Here is a 15,753-nt window from a genome sequence, read left to right on the forward strand (position 1 = left end):
CTGCATCACCCGCCTAATCAGAGCGTGCAGCGATAAAAGGGCGACGCAGCGCGCGTCGCCCTTATGATTGCGTGGTTGTTGACCAGTATATGGTATACTGACCGCGGGCAACCAACCTATTTCTTGACGTAATGAGGTATGCATGGAACGCGCACTTCTGATTTTAAAGCCCGATGCGGTGCAACGAGGTCTGATTGGGGCGATTATCAGCCGGTTTGAGCAACGTGGCCTCAAGTTTCAGGGGCTCAAGCTGATGCAGGTTGATGAGGCGTTAGCGCGTCGCCATTACGCTGAACACGAAGGCAAGAGCTTCTTCAATGGCCTCGTGAGCTACATCACGTCAGCGCCAGTGGTGGTGGCTGTCGTAGCTGGCAAGCCGGGCACGGTGGAACTGGTGCGCGCGATGGTCGGCGCGACGAACCCGGCCAAAGCGGCTCCCGGCACGATTCGCGGCGATTTTGGCGTCGATATCGGACGCAACCTGATCCATGCCTCTGACTCGCCGGAGAGCGGTGAGCGCGAAACGGCGATCTTCTTCCAGCCTCATGAACTGATCGGCGAGTGGAATCGCTCGCTTGACGGGTGGATCTACGAGTAACGATGGTTGTGCAGCTCACGGGTGCTTAGCACCCGTCAATGCGGTTGGCGCGGTCGGATGATCGCCGCCAGCCGCCACCTTGTCTATGCTAGTCGTGATGGAAGCGCATGCCACGGCGGAGCAGATCGAAGCAGTCTGCGCCGAAATCCGGGCGATGGGATTCACGCCTCACCCGATGCCCGGCCCGACCCGCACCGCAATTGGAATTACCGGCAACCAAGGGCCGATTGAACAAGCTGGCCGGTTACAGCGCCTTCCCGGCGTGAGCCAGTTGATCCGGGTCACTGCGCCGTACAAGCGGGTGAGCCGCGAATTCAAAGAGCTGGATACGATCGTTGAGGTTGGCGGCGTCCCGATTGGTGGGCAAGGAATCGCCATCATCGCCGGCCCATGCACGGTCGAGAGCCGGGAACAGACCTTCAACGTGGCGCAGGCGGTGCGGGCCGCCGGAGCGGTGATCTTGCGTGGCGGCGCGTACAAGCCGCGCACATCGCCGTATTCGTTTCACGGTTTGGGCGAAGCCGGTTTGCAGATATTGGCTGAGGCGCGCGCCTTGACCGGTCTGCCGGTCGTGACCGAAGTCATGGACACCGAGACGTTGCCGCTCGTGCTCGAATACGCCGATATGTTGCAGATCGGCGCGCGCAATATGCAAAACTACTCGCTGTTGCGGGCCGTGGGGCGCACACAACGACCGGTGCTGCTCAAGCGCGGTTTTGCCGCTACGGTGAAAGATCTGTTGCTGGCGGCAGAGTACATTCTGGCCGAAGGCAACCCCAATGTCGTGCTGTGCGAGCGCGGGATTCGCACGTTTGATGATAGTCTGCGCTTCACGCTGGATTTGGGTGCGGTGCCGCTGATCAAACAGCTCTCGCACTTGCCGGTGATTGTCGATCCGTCGCATGCCAGTGGCCGGGCCGACTTGGTCATTCCAATGGCGCGCGCGGCGTTGGCCGCCGGCGCCGACGGCTTGATCGTCGAAGTGCATGACAATCCGGCCTATGCAGTGTGTGATGGCACGCAATCATTGGTGCCGGACAGTTTTGCCGGCATGATGCGCCAACTGGCGCGCATTGCCGCGGCGATCGAACGTCCGCTGCTCAGCAGCGTATACCGCTGACGTTGCGTGGAGGTAAACGGTGGAGACACGGCGTTGGCGTGATCTTGATTGGGCTATTATCGGCAGTGTGGCGGTCTTGCTCGTCATCGGCGGGATGGCCTTACACAGCGCCACGCTCAACGCGGTCGCAGGCAATGGTTTGCCGCTGCGCCCGGTCTTTGATCGTCAACTCATCTACATTACGGTCGGGCTGGTGGTGATGGTCATGATGATGTTATTCGACTATCGCCTGCTCTCCAGTCTGGCACGCCCGCTCTACATTGGGATGGTGCTCTTGCTCGCCGCGGTATTGGTCATTGGCCGGGTGAGCGAGGGAGCGCGCAGTTGGATTGCGATCGGCGAGCGCACCTTCCAGCCCTCGGAATTGAGCAAATTGGTGTTGATATTGGCGCTGGCAGCGTATTGGCAACGCTACGCCGATCGCGGCGGGAGTTGGCTGGCGCAATTGGGCAGTTTGTTGATTGCCGCAGTGCCAATGGCGTTGGTCTTTGTCCAGCCTGACCTCGGCACGGCGCTGGTCATGGCCAGCATCTGGCTGGTCATGGCGTGGGGCGCCGGGATGCGGCCTAGCCAACTCATGCTCTTATTCGTTATGGCGGTGCCGCTCGGCTGGGTGGCGTGGCACTACGTGCTCGACACCTACCAGCAAGTGCGCCTCAGCACCTTTTATTACCTGCTGACCAACCCGGCGGCGGTTGATTTCAACGCGGCGTATAACGTGATCCAATCGCTCAATGCGATTAGCTCCGGCGGTCTCACCGGCGCCGGGTTGACCCGCGGCCTGTTCAGTCAGGGCAATTATGTGCCGGTGCAGCATACCGACTTCATCTTTGCGGTGGTGGGTGAAGAATTAGGCTTCATTGGCGGGCTCGTTTTGATCATCTTCTTAGCCATCTTGCTCTGGCAAACGTTAACCGTGGCCGGCAAGGCGCGCGATCAATTTGGCCGGATGATTGCGCTTGGCATTTTTGGCATGCTCTTCAGCCATACAGTGATCAATCTTGGCATGAACATGAGTTTGTTGCCGGTCACGGGTTTACCGTTGCCGTTTGTGTCGGCTGGCGGCAGCTTTATGGTCATGACCCTCGCCGGGATTGGGTTGCTGCAAAGCGTGCAGTTGCGCCACCGGCAAATCGCCTTCTAAGACGCTAATAACGCCTCAATATCGGCCAACGTTGGCAATGCGCTCCGCCCGCCAAGGCCGCGGGTTTTGAGCGCAGCGGCGGCGCTGGCGAAGCGCAGGGCACCCGGTAGCGGATCGTCGCGCAAGAGGGCGAAGAGCAATGCGCCATGAAAGACATCGCCGCAGCCGGTCGTGTCGACCGGTTGGGTAGGAAAGGCCGGGGTGTAGATCACGTCACCGCCGTCGCAGGCCCAACTCCCCGCTTCGCCGGCAGTGACGACAATCAGGCGCCGGTAACGGTCGTGCAAAGCCTGCGTGGCGGCGTCCAGATCAGAGAGGCCGGTTACAGCGCGGGCAAAATTGGCCGACACGACGATATCATCGCAGAGCGGCAGCAATTCCATCACCGCCGGTTTCACCCGTTCGGCGTCAATCATAATGCGCCCGCCGGCAGCGCGCACCTGTTGCGCGGCGGATAATGCCGCTGGCAAGTGGCTGTCAATCAGCAAGGCGCGGGTTTGGGAGGCGAGTTCTGGGGGGAAGACAAGGTCGGCAAAGACGGCTGGTTCGTTGTACCACCAGACCGTGCGGCGATCGCTGCCCGGCTCGGCCAGTACGAACGACACGTGTGATGAACCGGGGCGAGTGGCGATGAACGCGGTATTGATGCCGAAATGAGCGAGTTCGGCCCGAATCGCGTCGCCGTAGTGATCGTTGCCGACGGCGCTCACCAGTGCCACCTTGGCCCCCAGCCGGGCCAGCGTGGCCAGTGCCGTCGCCACCGGGCCGCCTCCCATCTCGGTGCGACCGGCGAGGGGTTGTTTCTGGCCTAAGACCGGTGGTGTGGCTGCTACGCCAATCATATCCCAACTGGCGATCCCGACTCCAATCACATCAAATTGCGGCATATCAACTCCTAAGGCAGGGTTGCCTATCATTGCCATTCAGCGAATCATTTGCTTGCCTGTGCTACAATAGCAAGGTGAATGATGCCGGATCAGTGCGCCAGCCGTCAAGAGGAGCGTTGTCGTGGAAGACCTGATTGCGCAGGTGCGCGCGCAGATGGAAGCGTTGGTCGGGTTGCCGACCGGGATGCAACTGCCGAACCCGCCGTCGCCGCCTGCTTCAGATACGCCGATTGCAAGCTACATTGATCACACGCTGTTGAAACCCGAAGCGACGTCTGATCAGATTGATCGACTGTGCAACGAAGCCGAACGTTATCGCTTCGCCAGCGTTTGCGTGAATCCACGCTACGTCGAGCGATGCGCGCGCGCGCTGGCCGGGTCGCCGGTGCGGGTTTGTACGGTGATTGGCTTTCCCCTCGGCGCAACAACCACGAAGGTCAAAGTGTTTGAGACGGTGCAGGCCATTGGGCACGGCGCGCGCGAAGTCGATATGGTGCTAGCGGTGGGCGCGCTGCGTGGGCGCGAGTACCATGCCGTTGCTGACGATATCCGGGCCGTGACCGATGCTGCTCATGCTAGTGGCGTGCTGGTGAAAGTCATCCTTGAAACCGGCTTGCTCACCGATGTGGAAAAGGTGATGGCGTGTCTGCTGGCCGTGCGGGCCGGCGCCGATTTCGTCAAGACCAGCACTGGGTTCGGGCCGGGAGGAGCGACGGTGGCCGATATTGCCCTGATGCGCGCGGCGGTTGGGCCGGCGATCGGGGTCAAGGCATCGGGCGGCGTGCGGTCGTTGGTGGCGGCGCAAGAGCTGATCGCTGCCGGCGCAACCCGCATTGGCACCTCGGCGGGGGTGGCGATCGTGCAAGAAGCGGAAGGCGCCGCGCCGGAGCGGCCAAGTAGTGATGGGTATTAAGCTGGGGGTAGGGAACAGAGAAACGGGATCGCAGATAAACAATATTAGCTCGACACGAGAGTGAGATACGCAAAAGCACAAGGAGGCGCGCGTGAGCATCCTGATCGATGCCAATACCCGATTGTTGGTGCAGGGCATTACTGGGAAAGAAGGCGAGTTTCATACCCGCCAGATGCTCGATTATGGCACGAATGTCGTGGCTGGGGTGGTGCCGGGGCGTGGCGGCCAGACAGCGATCGATGGGCGGGTGCCGGTGTTTAATACCGTTTCGGAAGCGGTGGCAGCAACGGGCGCGAACACAGCGGTGATTTATGTGCCGGCGCCATTTGCGCCTGATGCCATCCGTGAGTCGGCGGCTGCCGGCATTCCCTTGATCGTGTGCATTACCGAAGGCATCCCGGCGCTTGATATGGTTAGCACCTACGCCTTTGTGCAAGAGTGCGGCGTGCGACTGATCGGGCCGAATTGTCCCGGCCTGCTGACGCCGGGAGCGGCCAAAGTCGGCATTATTCCCGGCAATATTGCGATGCCCGGCCCAGTGGGGATTGTGAGCAAGTCAGGCACGTTGACCTACGAAGCGGTGGATGCCCTCACCCGGATTGGCATCGGCCAGAGCACGATCGTCGGTATCGGCGGCGACCCGATTATCGGCACCAACTTCATTGACGTGCTGGCGATGTTTGAGGCTGATCCGCAGACGGAAGCGATTGTGTTGATTGGTGAAATCGGCGGCACTGCCGAGCAAGAAGCGGCGGCGTATATCAAAGCGCACGTGACCAAGCCGGTGGTTGGCTTCATTGCTGGCCAGACGGCGCCTCCCGGCAAGCGCATGGGGCACGCCGGCGCAATCATCAGCGGCGGCGAAGGCACCGCGCAAGAAAAGATCGCTGCGCTAGAGAGCGTGGGGGTACGGGTGGCCCGCATGCCGACCGACATTGCCGGACTGGTGAAAGAGGCGTTGGCCGCCCGCGCGGCGTTGTGATAAGGCACAGATAAGGGCGGGTTTCAAACCCGCCCTTACTGTACCAGAGGAGCAGGCCTCAAACCCACCCCGCTCGATCACCGTGATTGATTCAACGGAATCCGCAGTTCAACCGTCGTCCCCTGCCCGATTTCGCTGCGGATGCGCAGATCGGCCCCAATCAGGCGCGCCCGTTCTTTCATATTGAGCAAGCCAAGGCTGCCGCGGTTGGCATAACCGCTCTCAACGGCGACGACATTAAACCCGCGACCGCGGTCGCGCACACTCGCGACAAAGTGATCTTCCTCGACGTAGAGGTAAATCGTGATCAGGTCGCTCTGGGCGTGCTTGCGGGCATTGTTGACCGCCTCTTGGATGATGATAAAGGCAGCGGCTTCGATTTCGGGCGGCAAGCGCGGCACTTGTGATGGCGCTTCAAGACGCAGCTTGGTGTCATGGCCAGAGGGATCGCGCCAGCGCTCAACGTATTGTTGCAGCGTGACCAGCAATCCCTGCGTCTCAAGGCCAAGCGGGCGCAACTCGAAGAGCAGGGTGCGGATATCATGCGTCGTCTTCTGCACGAGTTCGGCCAGCGTATCAAGTTCGGCGGGCACCCGTTCGGGCATTGCCTTGAACAGGCGCTTGATAAACTCGATATTCATCGCGATGGCGGCAACGCTCTGTGTAGGGCCATCGTGCAGATCACGGGCAATAGCTGAGCGCACCTCGGCCTCTTTCTGCAACAGCCGGTCGCGCTCTTCCTTCAGGCGTTGATAGAGGCGGGCATTCTCGATCGCGATCGCCGCCTGCGCCGCCAGCGTCGTCAGCAATTGCATATCTTGCTCGGTGAATGGCTGGCCATTGGCTTTATTGAGCAACTGCATCGCGCCGATGACCCGATCCTTCACCCGCATCGGCACACAGACGATCGAACGGGTGACAAAATCGGCCTCGCGGCTGATCGCATCGTACCAACGCGGATCGTGCTCGACATCGTTAACGATCTGGCCGACGCCGTGGGTAACAACCCAGCCAGCAATGCCGCGGTCGGCCGGCATCCGGTACTGGCGCTGCTCGCCGGGAATTTCTAACACCAGCTCGTGGGTATCTTCGTCAAGGATAAAGATCGAGCAGCGTTCGGCGCCAACCACCTTCGGCGCGCGCAATTTGATATCATTGAGCAGGCTGGTGAGGTCGAGATTGACTGCCAGCGACTGGCCGATTTCGTAGAGCAAGTGGAGTTCGCGCAGATCACGCTCGGCGCGGCGCAGCATCGCGAGCTTATCGGCTTCACCGCCAATGGCGCGCACCAAGAGCACGAGCAGCTCTTCATCAAGCGGCGGCGTGCTGCTCGATTGCTGGTTGGCGCGGCTCACGACCAGATGGAGCAGGCCAACTCCTTGGCCGCCGCTTTGCAACGGCAACTCGATTAGATCGCGGCTGTCGTCAATCGAATACGAACCGACAATTGGTTCGCCGCTATCATCGCGGCGGGTGAATCCGTCGCGAGCTTGCTCGATCAACAACAGCGTCTCGGCGTCGAGCTGGCCGCGGGTAACTTTGGTGGTTTCGCCGTAGGGAGAGATGTAGAGCAGCGCACCGGCTTGGGCCGGCCAGAAAGCGATCAAACGCTCAAGCGATGCCTGTAAGAGATCGGCCACTTCGTGGTGGCCGCCGGCAATAAGCAATTGGCTAAGCGTTTCCAGTTGGCGCTGATTAATCGCGAGCGGCGGCATACGATCACCTCGATCTGTGGCAACAGGCGTTAAACGCAATAGGGTAAGGACGTTTATCATTGTATATTGCCTGTACTGTAATGGATCGATGATAGGGCTGTCAATGGAATAACGGTTATGGAACGGTTCAAAATCTGTCATCGCAGTGAATTGCCGCCCGGCCAGATGCGCTATGTCGAGATTGATGGCTTGCCGATTGGGTTAGCGAATGTTGCTGGCACGATCTACGCTTTTAGTGATAGCTGCCGGCACGAGGGCGGGCCGCTCTCGGCAGGGGTGTTGATCGAACACACGGTCACTTGTCCGTGGCATGGCTGGACCTACGATGTGCGTACTGGCAAGAGCATCGTGCCACCGGTAGGTTTGCGGATCGCTACCTATCCGGTCGAGGTGATCGACGACGAGATCTTCATCATCATTGATTGGCCGGAGGTGTAATGAGCACCCTACGTATGATACACCAATATTGTAATCGATCTTTAATCTTGAGTAAAATACTACAAAATATCGTACTTTTTGCAGCCAGATAAAAACTGCATCGCTTGGTCGCTCTCTACCACAAAGGGCGGTCTTGACAAGGCGACGCCCGTCTCTTATAATAGATGCACACGCATCTATTTCGTTAACAACTTTTCGTTGCAAAACAAAAACTAAACCGCGCTCTTCCCAGTTCCGTTGTACCCATGTGCGGTCACAGCAATGACGCTACTGCTCGGCATGCGCGACGCGATGCCGCTGTGTTAGGGGCACAATGAGTGCAAAGGAGCGCTTTGTGAGACCGCGTTCGTTTCTCCGCCTGACGCATCTGATCCTTGCGATCGGGTTGCTGATCGGCGCTATCAGCGTGCCGGCACCGCCCGCTGCGCTGGCTGATCACTCCCCTCTCCCCGCTTCGGTCAATCTGGCTGGTAATTTGCAATCGGAAGCGACCGCCAATGCTTGCGGCGATTGGGATCCGGCTTGTCCCGCTTCAGCTTTTGCTCATCAGGGGAATGGGGTCTATCTCTTTGTTTCGGCTCCTATCCCGCCCGGCAGCTACGAGTACAAGATTGCGATGGGCAGTTGGGCCGAGAACTACGGCGCGAATTTCCAGCTCAACGGCCCTAACATTCCGGTTACGCTAACCAGCGCGCAAAGCGTGCGGTTTTACTATGACCACAAGACGCACTATATCGCCGATAGCGCGCGCAATACGATCTACACCGTGCCCGGCAACTTCAACAGCGAGATCGGGTGCAGCGGCGATTGGCAGCCGGAATGTCTGCGCACCTTCATGAGTGATGTCGATGGCGATGGTATCTTTACCTTTACCACTGATGCCATCCCTCCCGGCAATTATGAGTTTAAGATTGCTACCAACGAGAGCTGGGCGAACCCCAACTATGGCGCGTTCGGCAATAATGTGCCCTTTACCGTGGCCGGCCCGGCGACGGTGACGTTTAGCTTTAACACCACCACGACGTTTGTGGGGGTTGAGGTGCGCAGCGCACTGCCCCAACCCGACAATAACGTCGAGTGGGACGGCGTCTACCACAATTCGCGCGATCCGCTCTACCGCACGCCGGGGGGCGCGGTGCCTGCCGGTACGCCGGTGACGATCCGGTTGCGCACGTTCCATAATGATGTCACCGCAGTGACGTTGCGGGTGTACGATGTCAATGGCGGTGCGCAACGGTTTGTGCCAATGAGCGTTGTCGCTGCCAATACCGATTGTTACGGCGATTATGGTCCGCGCACCTGTGATTTTTGGGCAGTGACGCTGGTTGAGAGCAGTCCGAATAATCTCTGGTATCGGTTTATCGTCACCGATGGCAACGATACCGATTACTACGCTGATAATACTGCTGCGCTCGATGGCGGCGCCGGTCGTATGACCGATGATGTGGTTGATTTCAGCTATGCGCTGATGTTCTACGACCCGGCCTTCACGTCGCCGAATTGGGCGAAGTCGGCAGTGATCTACCAAATCTTCCCTGACCGGTTCCGCAACGGTAATCCGCGCAACGATCCGAAAGACGGCGATATTCGCTACGACGATCCGGTGATCACGCTCGGTTGGGGTGAGTTGCCGGAAGGTTTCTGCCGCCACTACGCTGATGCCGCCACCAACTGCCCGTGGCGGTTTGATTCGACGCCACCGGCGTGGAGTCCGGTGATCGAAGGGCCGCGTGGGCGTGATTATTACGGCGGCGATCTTGAGGGTGTGATCGAGCAGCTCGATTACCTCAAGCAACTGGGTATTACTACGATCTACTTCAACCCGATCTTTGCCGCCGGTTCTAACCATCGCTATGACACCCGCGACTACTACCGGATTGACCCGTACCTTGGCAACAATGGCACCTTTACCCATCTGGTGCAAGAAGCGCGCCGGCGTGGTATCCGTGTTGTGCTCGATAATGTCTTTAACCACATGTCGTCGGATAGCCCGCTCTTCGATCGCTATAGCCACTATCCGACCCTCGGCGCGTGTGAGTCGCTCGCTTCACCCTACCGCGACTGGTTCAACTTCCGCACCACTAATGTGCCTTGCACTGGCGCCGATTATGTGGGTTGGTTCGGGTTTGATTCGATCCCCGAAATCAATAAGTCGAACCCAGCGGTGCAAGAGTATTTCCTCACCGGCCCCAACAGTGTGACCCGCTTCTGGCTGCGGCGCGGCGCGGCGGGGTGGCGGCTCGATGTGATGGGTGACGCTAGCTTCCCCGCCGGTTACTGGGAAACCTTCCGCTCGGTGGTGCGCCAGACAAAGAGCGATGCGCTGATTGTCGGCGAGCTGTGGCAGAAGGATTCGACGCTCCTGCGCCATCTGCGCGGGCAGACGGCTGATACGGCGATGAATTATCGCCTGCGCGACGCGGTGATTGGCTTGCTCTTGCCCGGCGGTACGTTCGACAGCAAGGGGTTTGGCGATAGCGGCCGGGTGATTAGTCCGTCGGAATTCCTCAGCCGGCTCGCCTCGATCCGCGAGGATTACCCCGATGCTGCCTACTATACGCTGATGAACTTGCTGGGCAGCCACGACACCGAGCGCATCTTGTGGACGCTGACTCCCGGCCAAGAGACGCGGGCCGACAAGGAGTTTAATGCCGCCAACGTAGCCGAAGGCAAGCGACGGGTGCAACTGGCTTCGCTGATCCAGTTCACCATGCCCGGCGCGCCGACCGTCTACTACGGCGATGAGGTGGGTGTTACCGGCGACGACGATCCCGACGATCGCCGCACCTATCCGTGGTCCGATGTGGGTGGTTCGCCCGATGCCAATCTGTTCACCCATTACGCTGGCCTGAGCGAGCTGCGTAACCGCTACCCGTCGTTAGTCAGGGGCGACTTCACGCCGTTGCTGGCCGATGACGCGGCGGGAGTGGCGGCCTATGGGCGGAAGTATCGCAATGAAGCGGCGATTGTGCTGGTCAACCGCAGCGCAAGCGCGCAGACGGTGACGGTGCCGGTGAGTGGCTTCTTGCCCAATGGGGTTGAACTCTGCGCGTTGTTCACGGTGGGCAATCCGCGAGATGTGACCGTGCGGGTGATCAACGGCGGCGTACAGATCACACTGGCCCCGCTCAGCGGCACGGTGTTGATCACCGATCCGGGGGCCGATCTGACCCCGCCGGGAGCGCCGCGCACCTTGCGCGTGACCGATGAAGGCGATGGTGCGGTGAGCCTGAGCTGGCAGCGACCGAGCGGCGGGCCGCAGGCCTACAATGTCTACCGCAGTCCGGTGAGCGGCGGCGGTTGGGTGAAGGTCAACGCCACGCCAGTGACTGGCCTTAGCTTCACCGACACTACGGTGCAGAACGGGCGCACCTACTACTACGTGGTGCGCGCGCTCGACGCGGTAGGCAACGAAGGGCCGGCCTCGGCTGAGGTCAGCGCGCTGCCGCACTACCGGATCGGCTGGGCCAACCTGCAATGGCCGCCGAGCATCAATCACACCATCTCGGCGATAGCCTTCACGCCTGACATCTACGGGCAGGTTTGGATCAACGGCGTCACCAACCAACCCGGCGCTACCCCCGGCCTGCGGGCGCAAGTGGGTTACGGGCCGCAGGGCAGCGATCCGCGTGGTGCGGGTTGGATATGGGTCGAAGCGACCTTCAACGTTGATGCGGGCAACAACGACGAGTTCCGTGCCCGCTTGCAACCTGAAACAGTAGGCGTATTCAACTACGTCTTCCGCTACAGCACCACTGGCGGGCGCGACTGGCTCTACGCTGATCTCAGCGGGCCGTTCAGCGGGTTGCCGGCGCAGCCGGGTGTGCTGAACGTGCTATCGAGCGGCGACACCACGCCGCCGGCCACGCCAACCGGTCTGCAAGTGCTAAGCGCCTCGCCGGCGGGGATCGTGCTGAGTTGGAACGCAGTGGGTGACGCCTATGCCTACGAAGTGCGCCGCACCGACAGCAATGGCAACGTGATCATCGTAGCGCGCACCACGGCCACCACCTTCACCGATACTGCCGTGGCGCAAGGGGCGACCTACAGCTACGCCGTGCGCGCGCTCGACGAATCGTTCAATCGCTCGGCCTTCAGCGCGCCGGTGACGGCTACCGCTGAACTGCGCACCGTCACGTTGGTGATGAACGTCACCGTACCAACGCCGGTCGCCAGTGCAGTGGGGCGCAGCGTCTACATTGCCGGCTTCCTCGACCGGCTCGACGGCGGGTTGCCGCAGTGGAATCCGGGTGGGGTGGTGATGACGCAGGTCAGCCCGACCCAATGGACGATCACCTTTACTGGGCGCGAAGGCACGCAGCTTGAGTACAAGTACACACTTGGCTCGTGGGATTACGTTGAGAAAGGGGCGGCTTGCGAAGAGCTGGCCAACCGCCAATTGACGCTGACCTACGGCGCGAGCGGCGTGCAGACCGTCAACGACACGGTGCTCAACTGGCGCAACGTGACGCCGTGCGGGAATTGATCGTCACGCCAGCGCAGGTGTAACAACCCTGTTCCCCCTTCTCCCACAAATGGGAGAAGGGGGATATTGCATCTGAAAGAACACTTGCGGCGGCATCATCGTGTCTGATAAAACGCAACCGGCACGCGACGGCCATCGTCAGATACACAGGGATATGTGTGGTGTGTGAGGAGGAGATATGAACACGCAAACCCAACGTCTGTTGCGCGCGCGCACGGGCCGGATGGTGGCTGGTGTTGCCGGCGGATTAGCCAACTATTTCGGGATCGATCCGATCTTTGTGCGGCTTGGTTTCGTGGTGGTGAGCTTTTTCAACGGGATCGGCGTGGTGCTCTATATCGTGTTGTGGCTGCTAATGCCAAATGAGGATGCCGCGCCAACTGACAACAACCTCGATGTGGCGGTGAGTGAGATGCGGGCCATAGTCGAGCGGATCATCGGCGATATTCGGGATCTATTCCGCCGGTGACATGGACAGACGCACGGCTGTTTGTCTCTGAGACGCACGGCCGTGCGTCTTTACGTTAATCCCCGCACGGCCACCGGCCCAAACCCCAAATAGTCGCAGGCGGTCAATTGATAATACACCCCATCAACCCGCCCCTGCACGGCGTTATCCCAGTCGTACCGGCGGTGGAGATGGCCGTAGATGCACGCGGTGGCGTCGCTGGCGGCGATCATACGGGCAAACTCGGTCGGCTGGCGATTGACGAACGGCGGGAAGTGGATCATCACAATCAATGGTTTGCCGACTGCTAAGGCACGGCCCGCTTTCAGCGCCCGATCGAGCAACCCCAGCTCGCGCTGGTAAATCGGCAGATCCTTCTCAGCAAAGCCGGGAGTTTCCGGTGTGATCCAGCCGCGGGTACCGCAAACCACTGCCTCGCCGATATCGAGCGCATCGGCGCCAATCAGGCGCAAGCTCGGCGGCAAGTGGCGGCGGATGGAATTGACGCTGCGCGGGCACCAATAGTCGTGATTGCCGCGAATCAGCACCTTCGTGCCGGGCAAGGCATCGATCCACTGCAAATCGAGCAGCGCGTCTTGCAATTTCATTGCCCACGAAATATCGCCGGCGATTAACACCCAATCGCCGGGTGCTACCCGGTCGCGCCATGCCTCGGCAATGCGATCGGGATGATCTTTCCAACCGGGACCGAAGATGTCCATCGGCTTGGGACGAGCGAACGAAAGATGGAGGTCAGAAATTGTCCAGATCATAGCGTCTGATAATAACAGGCATGGCGGCGCAATGCAACTGGCAAGAATAGCCACGAAGCGACGCAAAAGTCACAAAACGATGTTTGCACCTTTTGTGGGTTTTTGTGGCTATCCATGCTCCGGCTCGGCACGGATTGATCGATGAGTGATGGTATCCCGTGCTCGCGGAGGATTGCTTCGCCGCGCGCGGGCAGCGCATCGCGCTGCCCCGACCGCATGGCTCGCAATGACAATGGGGAGTGGGTAGTGCGTTCACCCGATGTCATTGCGAGGGCGCGCAGCGCCCGAAGCAATCTCCCGCTTCAGCGGAAACAGACCCCGGTGCGGGTTGCACTCGTACTCGCGGGGAGTGCGGTGGTGCGCAATGACACGGGGGGACGGAAAGGACGTTGAGGGGAATGCATGCCGTGCTCGCGGGGGATTGCTTCGCCGCCTGCGGCGGCTCGCAATGACAACAAGAGGGGCGCTTACCCGCTGTCATTGCGAGGGAAGGACGGCGTCCAGCGAAGCTGGATGCCGCCTGACCAAAGCAATCTCCCGCTTTGGCGGAGAAAATGCCTGAGCGGGTTGCTCCCGTACTCGCGGAGGAGTGCGTCACCGCGCACGAGCAGCGCGATGCGCTGCCCCTACCGCGTGGCGCGCAATGACACGGGGGCGGGTGTTGCGCTCACCCGATGTCATTGCGAGGGCGCGCAGCGCCCGAAGCAATCTCCCGCTTTCGCGGAACAGACCCCTGAGCGGCTTGCACCCGCGCTCGCGGGGGAGTGCGTCGCCGCCTGCGGCGGCTCGCAATGACAGGTGGGGGCGGGTACTTTTTGCGGCTATCCCTGCTCCGGCGTGAAGGGCCGGGCTATGCTGGCAGAGTGCGCCGTGCAGACTGGAGAGTGCGCTTGTTTCTTAGGGAAGTAACACTGTTTGTAGACTCTCTTAGTGCTTTGTTTATGATAGTGTCTCGCAGTTGATTTTACTCTTACTCATGCCTAACTTCAGCGTAATTTGTTCGGAACTCTGCACCAGATTTGCGGCGACAATTTCGCCATTTGGCTTCGCTAGCACATATTCAATTGTACAACCGCCGATGAAGGTCAAGCGATCAGCCGAGAAAAGATGTTTCCGGATCATCATATCGCTGCCTACTTGCGTTATTCGCGCAGCAAGCTGGTAATGCTGGTCAGCGCGGCGCAGGCGTTCAACCAAGAGTGCGCGTGCTAATAATGATTCGGACGTGGTATTGGTCTGAGCTGGAGTGGCGCCGTCCGAGGTAGTGGTGACTATTGGTGGAGGCGTAAATATCTGTTGCAGCTCAGAATCGCATGCTTTGAGCATTTCGAGGAATTGTTGGGACGAAGCCGGCGGGGTATCGGCGAGATTGCCAGCGATCGTTTTGATCAGATGGAATAGGGTTGGATGATGCCCATCTTCTGCTTTCGGATCCGGCAGCGGAAACGATGACGTCTGCCATTTGCGCTGCACAAAAGCAAAGGCCAATGCAGCGCGCAAGGTGTTGCTGTCAATAGCAGTTGTCACCGGGAAAAGGGTGAATTCACTGCGAAAGAGGGCGGTAAGCTTCGCGAGGCTATTTGTGACATTAGCCAGTGCATTAATGATTTCTTCTACACTATCGAGAGTAGTTTTTATCGGTGCCAATTCCAGTGTTTGTTTAGTAGCATCAACCTTCATTGGTAATCCGTCTTGTGACCGCTCCATTCCGCGCTGGTCAGAAACTGATTTCCGTTGCCACGCCATGAGCCGAGCGCGAGCATATTCCACCAACAATGCATCACGCTCGTCAATAAGTCGATCAACGAACACGACCGGGCGTTGCACTGGAACAGTGTTTGCAATCTGTTCGACCGCTGTAGCAGCGCAACGTTGCAACGCCCGATAGGCGGCAAGATGGGCGATGTGGCTCAGATGCTTTCGCTCGGTTGTGTCTAACGTGACGGTACTGGCGGAGGATGAAGAGGTGTTTTGGTCGCTCATAACCGCCTCCTGTGCAAGTAGTTTCTATTGTAGCACTCGCAACAGCGTTTCTTTAGTCGTATTGCCATATCAACGCGTTAACAAAATATTCCTATTCAGGTGTGGCAGTGCAACTGCTGCACTCCATAGACCAAAAGCGACAGCGTCGCGCCGCAAGCGATTATCAGCTCGCTCTATCAACGCGGTAAGAACATGTTCCTGTTCAGGTGCGGCGGTGGCACTGCCGCATTCCATAAGCCAAAAACTACGGTATCGCGTCTGAAGCA

12 protein-coding genes are annotated in these 15,753 nt (G+C 59.6%); 8 read left to right on the forward strand and 4 right to left on the reverse strand.

Annotated elements, in window-relative coordinates; translation table 11 throughout:
- Positions 1–142: 142 nt before the first annotated feature.
- The 3 genes from ndk (at position 143) to A6A03_RS00640 (ending at position 2,862) form a co-directional block, all read left to right on the forward strand.
- Positions 143–598 carry a nucleoside-diphosphate kinase gene (ndk, locus tag A6A03_RS00630; protein WP_066782574.1) on the forward strand — a complete coding sequence of 152 codons (456 nt, stop codon included), beginning with the start codon at positions 143–145 and terminating at the stop codon, positions 596–598.
- Between the two features lie 85 nt (positions 599–683).
- A complete protein-coding gene (gene aroF / locus A6A03_RS00635; protein ID WP_066782576.1) occupies positions 684–1,718 on the forward strand; it encodes a 3-deoxy-7-phosphoheptulonate synthase in 1,035 nt (344 codons plus the stop codon).
- 19 nt (positions 1,719–1,737) lie between these two features.
- The gene (locus A6A03_RS00640) at positions 1,738–2,862 is read left to right on the forward strand and encodes an FtsW/RodA/SpoVE family cell cycle protein (protein WP_066782577.1); all 1,125 of its coding nucleotides are present in this window, start codon (positions 1,738–1,740) and stop codon (positions 2,860–2,862) included.
- Here A6A03_RS00640 and A6A03_RS00645 read toward each other — a convergent pair.
- Entirely contained in the window at positions 2,859–3,749 is an 891-nt protein-coding gene (locus A6A03_RS00645) for a sugar kinase (protein WP_066782579.1), read from the reverse strand. The two genes, A6A03_RS00640 and A6A03_RS00645, sit on opposite strands and share 4 nt — an antisense overlap.
- Positions 3,750–3,870: 121 nt before the next feature.
- Here A6A03_RS00645 and deoC point away from each other — a divergent pair, with 121 nt between their 5' ends.
- A complete protein-coding gene (gene deoC / locus A6A03_RS00650) occupies positions 3,871–4,662 on the forward strand; it encodes a deoxyribose-phosphate aldolase (protein WP_066782582.1) in 792 nt (263 codons plus the stop codon).
- 91 nt (positions 4,663–4,753) lie between these two features.
- Complete coding sequence (gene sucD / locus A6A03_RS00655; RefSeq protein ID WP_066782584.1) at positions 4,754–5,644, forward strand: succinate--CoA ligase subunit alpha; 891 nt, start codon at positions 4,754–4,756, stop codon at positions 5,642–5,644.
- A 77-nt stretch (positions 5,645–5,721) separates the two neighbouring features.
- Here the strand turns inward: sucD and A6A03_RS00660 are convergent, their stop codons facing one another.
- Positions 5,722–7,359 carry a GAF domain-containing sensor histidine kinase gene (locus A6A03_RS00660; RefSeq protein WP_066782586.1) on the reverse strand — a complete coding sequence of 546 codons (1,638 nt, stop codon included), beginning with the start codon at positions 7,357–7,359 and terminating at the stop codon, positions 5,722–5,724.
- 117 nt (positions 7,360–7,476) lie between these two features.
- On the opposite strand from A6A03_RS00660, the gene A6A03_RS00665 reads away from it, so the two are divergent.
- The 3 genes from A6A03_RS00665 to A6A03_RS00675 all read left to right on the forward strand — a co-directional run bounded on the left by A6A03_RS00665 (position 7,477) and on the right by A6A03_RS00675 (position 12,752).
- The gene (locus tag A6A03_RS00665; protein WP_066782588.1) at positions 7,477–7,797 is read left to right on the forward strand and encodes a Rieske (2Fe-2S) protein; all 321 of its coding nucleotides are present in this window, start codon (positions 7,477–7,479) and stop codon (positions 7,795–7,797) included.
- Positions 7,798–8,131: 334 nt separating this feature from the next.
- Entirely contained in the window at positions 8,132–12,283 is a 4,152-nt protein-coding gene (locus A6A03_RS00670; protein ID WP_245668743.1) for an alpha-amylase family glycosyl hydrolase, read from the forward strand.
- A gap of 178 nt (positions 12,284–12,461) precedes the next feature.
- Entirely contained in the window at positions 12,462–12,752 is a 291-nt protein-coding gene (locus tag A6A03_RS00675) for a PspC domain-containing protein (protein WP_066782590.1), read from the forward strand.
- A 50-nt stretch (positions 12,753–12,802) separates the two neighbouring features.
- Here the strand turns inward: A6A03_RS00675 and A6A03_RS00680 are convergent, their stop codons facing one another.
- Both A6A03_RS00680 and A6A03_RS00685 read right to left on the reverse strand, forming a co-directional pair.
- On the reverse strand, positions 12,803–13,504 hold the full coding sequence (locus A6A03_RS00680; RefSeq protein ID WP_066782592.1) for a metallophosphoesterase: 702 nt from the start codon (positions 13,502–13,504) through the stop codon (positions 12,803–12,805).
- Between the two features lie 939 nt (positions 13,505–14,443).
- The gene (locus A6A03_RS00685) at positions 14,444–15,487 is read right to left on the reverse strand and encodes a hypothetical protein (protein ID WP_066782594.1); all 1,044 of its coding nucleotides are present in this window, start codon (positions 15,485–15,487) and stop codon (positions 14,444–14,446) included.
- Between the last annotated feature and the right edge of the window lie 266 nt (positions 15,488–15,753).

It is taken from the genome of Chloroflexus islandicus, assembly GCF_001650695.1.
Lineage (GTDB): Bacteria > Chloroflexota > Chloroflexia > Chloroflexales > Chloroflexaceae > Chloroflexus > Chloroflexus islandicus.

Bases quoted from the DNA above. Each gene is read 5' to 3' on its own strand.
- ndk (WP_066782574.1), top strand. From the start codon at position 143: ATGGAACGCGCACTTCTGATTTTAAAGCCCGATGCGGTGCAACGAGGT.
- aroF (WP_066782576.1), top strand. From the start codon at position 684: ATGCTAGTCGTGATGGAAGCGCATGCCACGGCGGAGCAGATCGAAGCA.
- A6A03_RS00645 (WP_066782579.1), bottom strand. From the start codon at position 3,749: ATGCCGCAATTTGATGTGATTGGAGTCGGGATCGCCAGTTGGGATATG.
- A6A03_RS00660 (WP_066782586.1), bottom strand. From the start codon at position 7,359: ATGCCGCCGCTCGCGATTAATCAGCGCCAACTGGAAACGCTTAGCCAA.
- A6A03_RS00665 (WP_066782588.1), top strand. From the start codon at position 7,477: ATGGAACGGTTCAAAATCTGTCATCGCAGTGAATTGCCGCCCGGCCAG.
- A6A03_RS00675 (WP_066782590.1), top strand. From the start codon at position 12,462: ATGAACACGCAAACCCAACGTCTGTTGCGCGCGCGCACGGGCCGGATG.
- A6A03_RS00680 (WP_066782592.1), bottom strand. From the start codon at position 13,504: ATGATCTGGACAATTTCTGACCTCCATCTTTCGTTCGCTCGTCCCAAG.
- A6A03_RS00685 (WP_066782594.1), bottom strand. From the start codon at position 15,487: ATGAGCGACCAAAACACCTCTTCATCCTCCGCCAGTACCGTCACGTTA.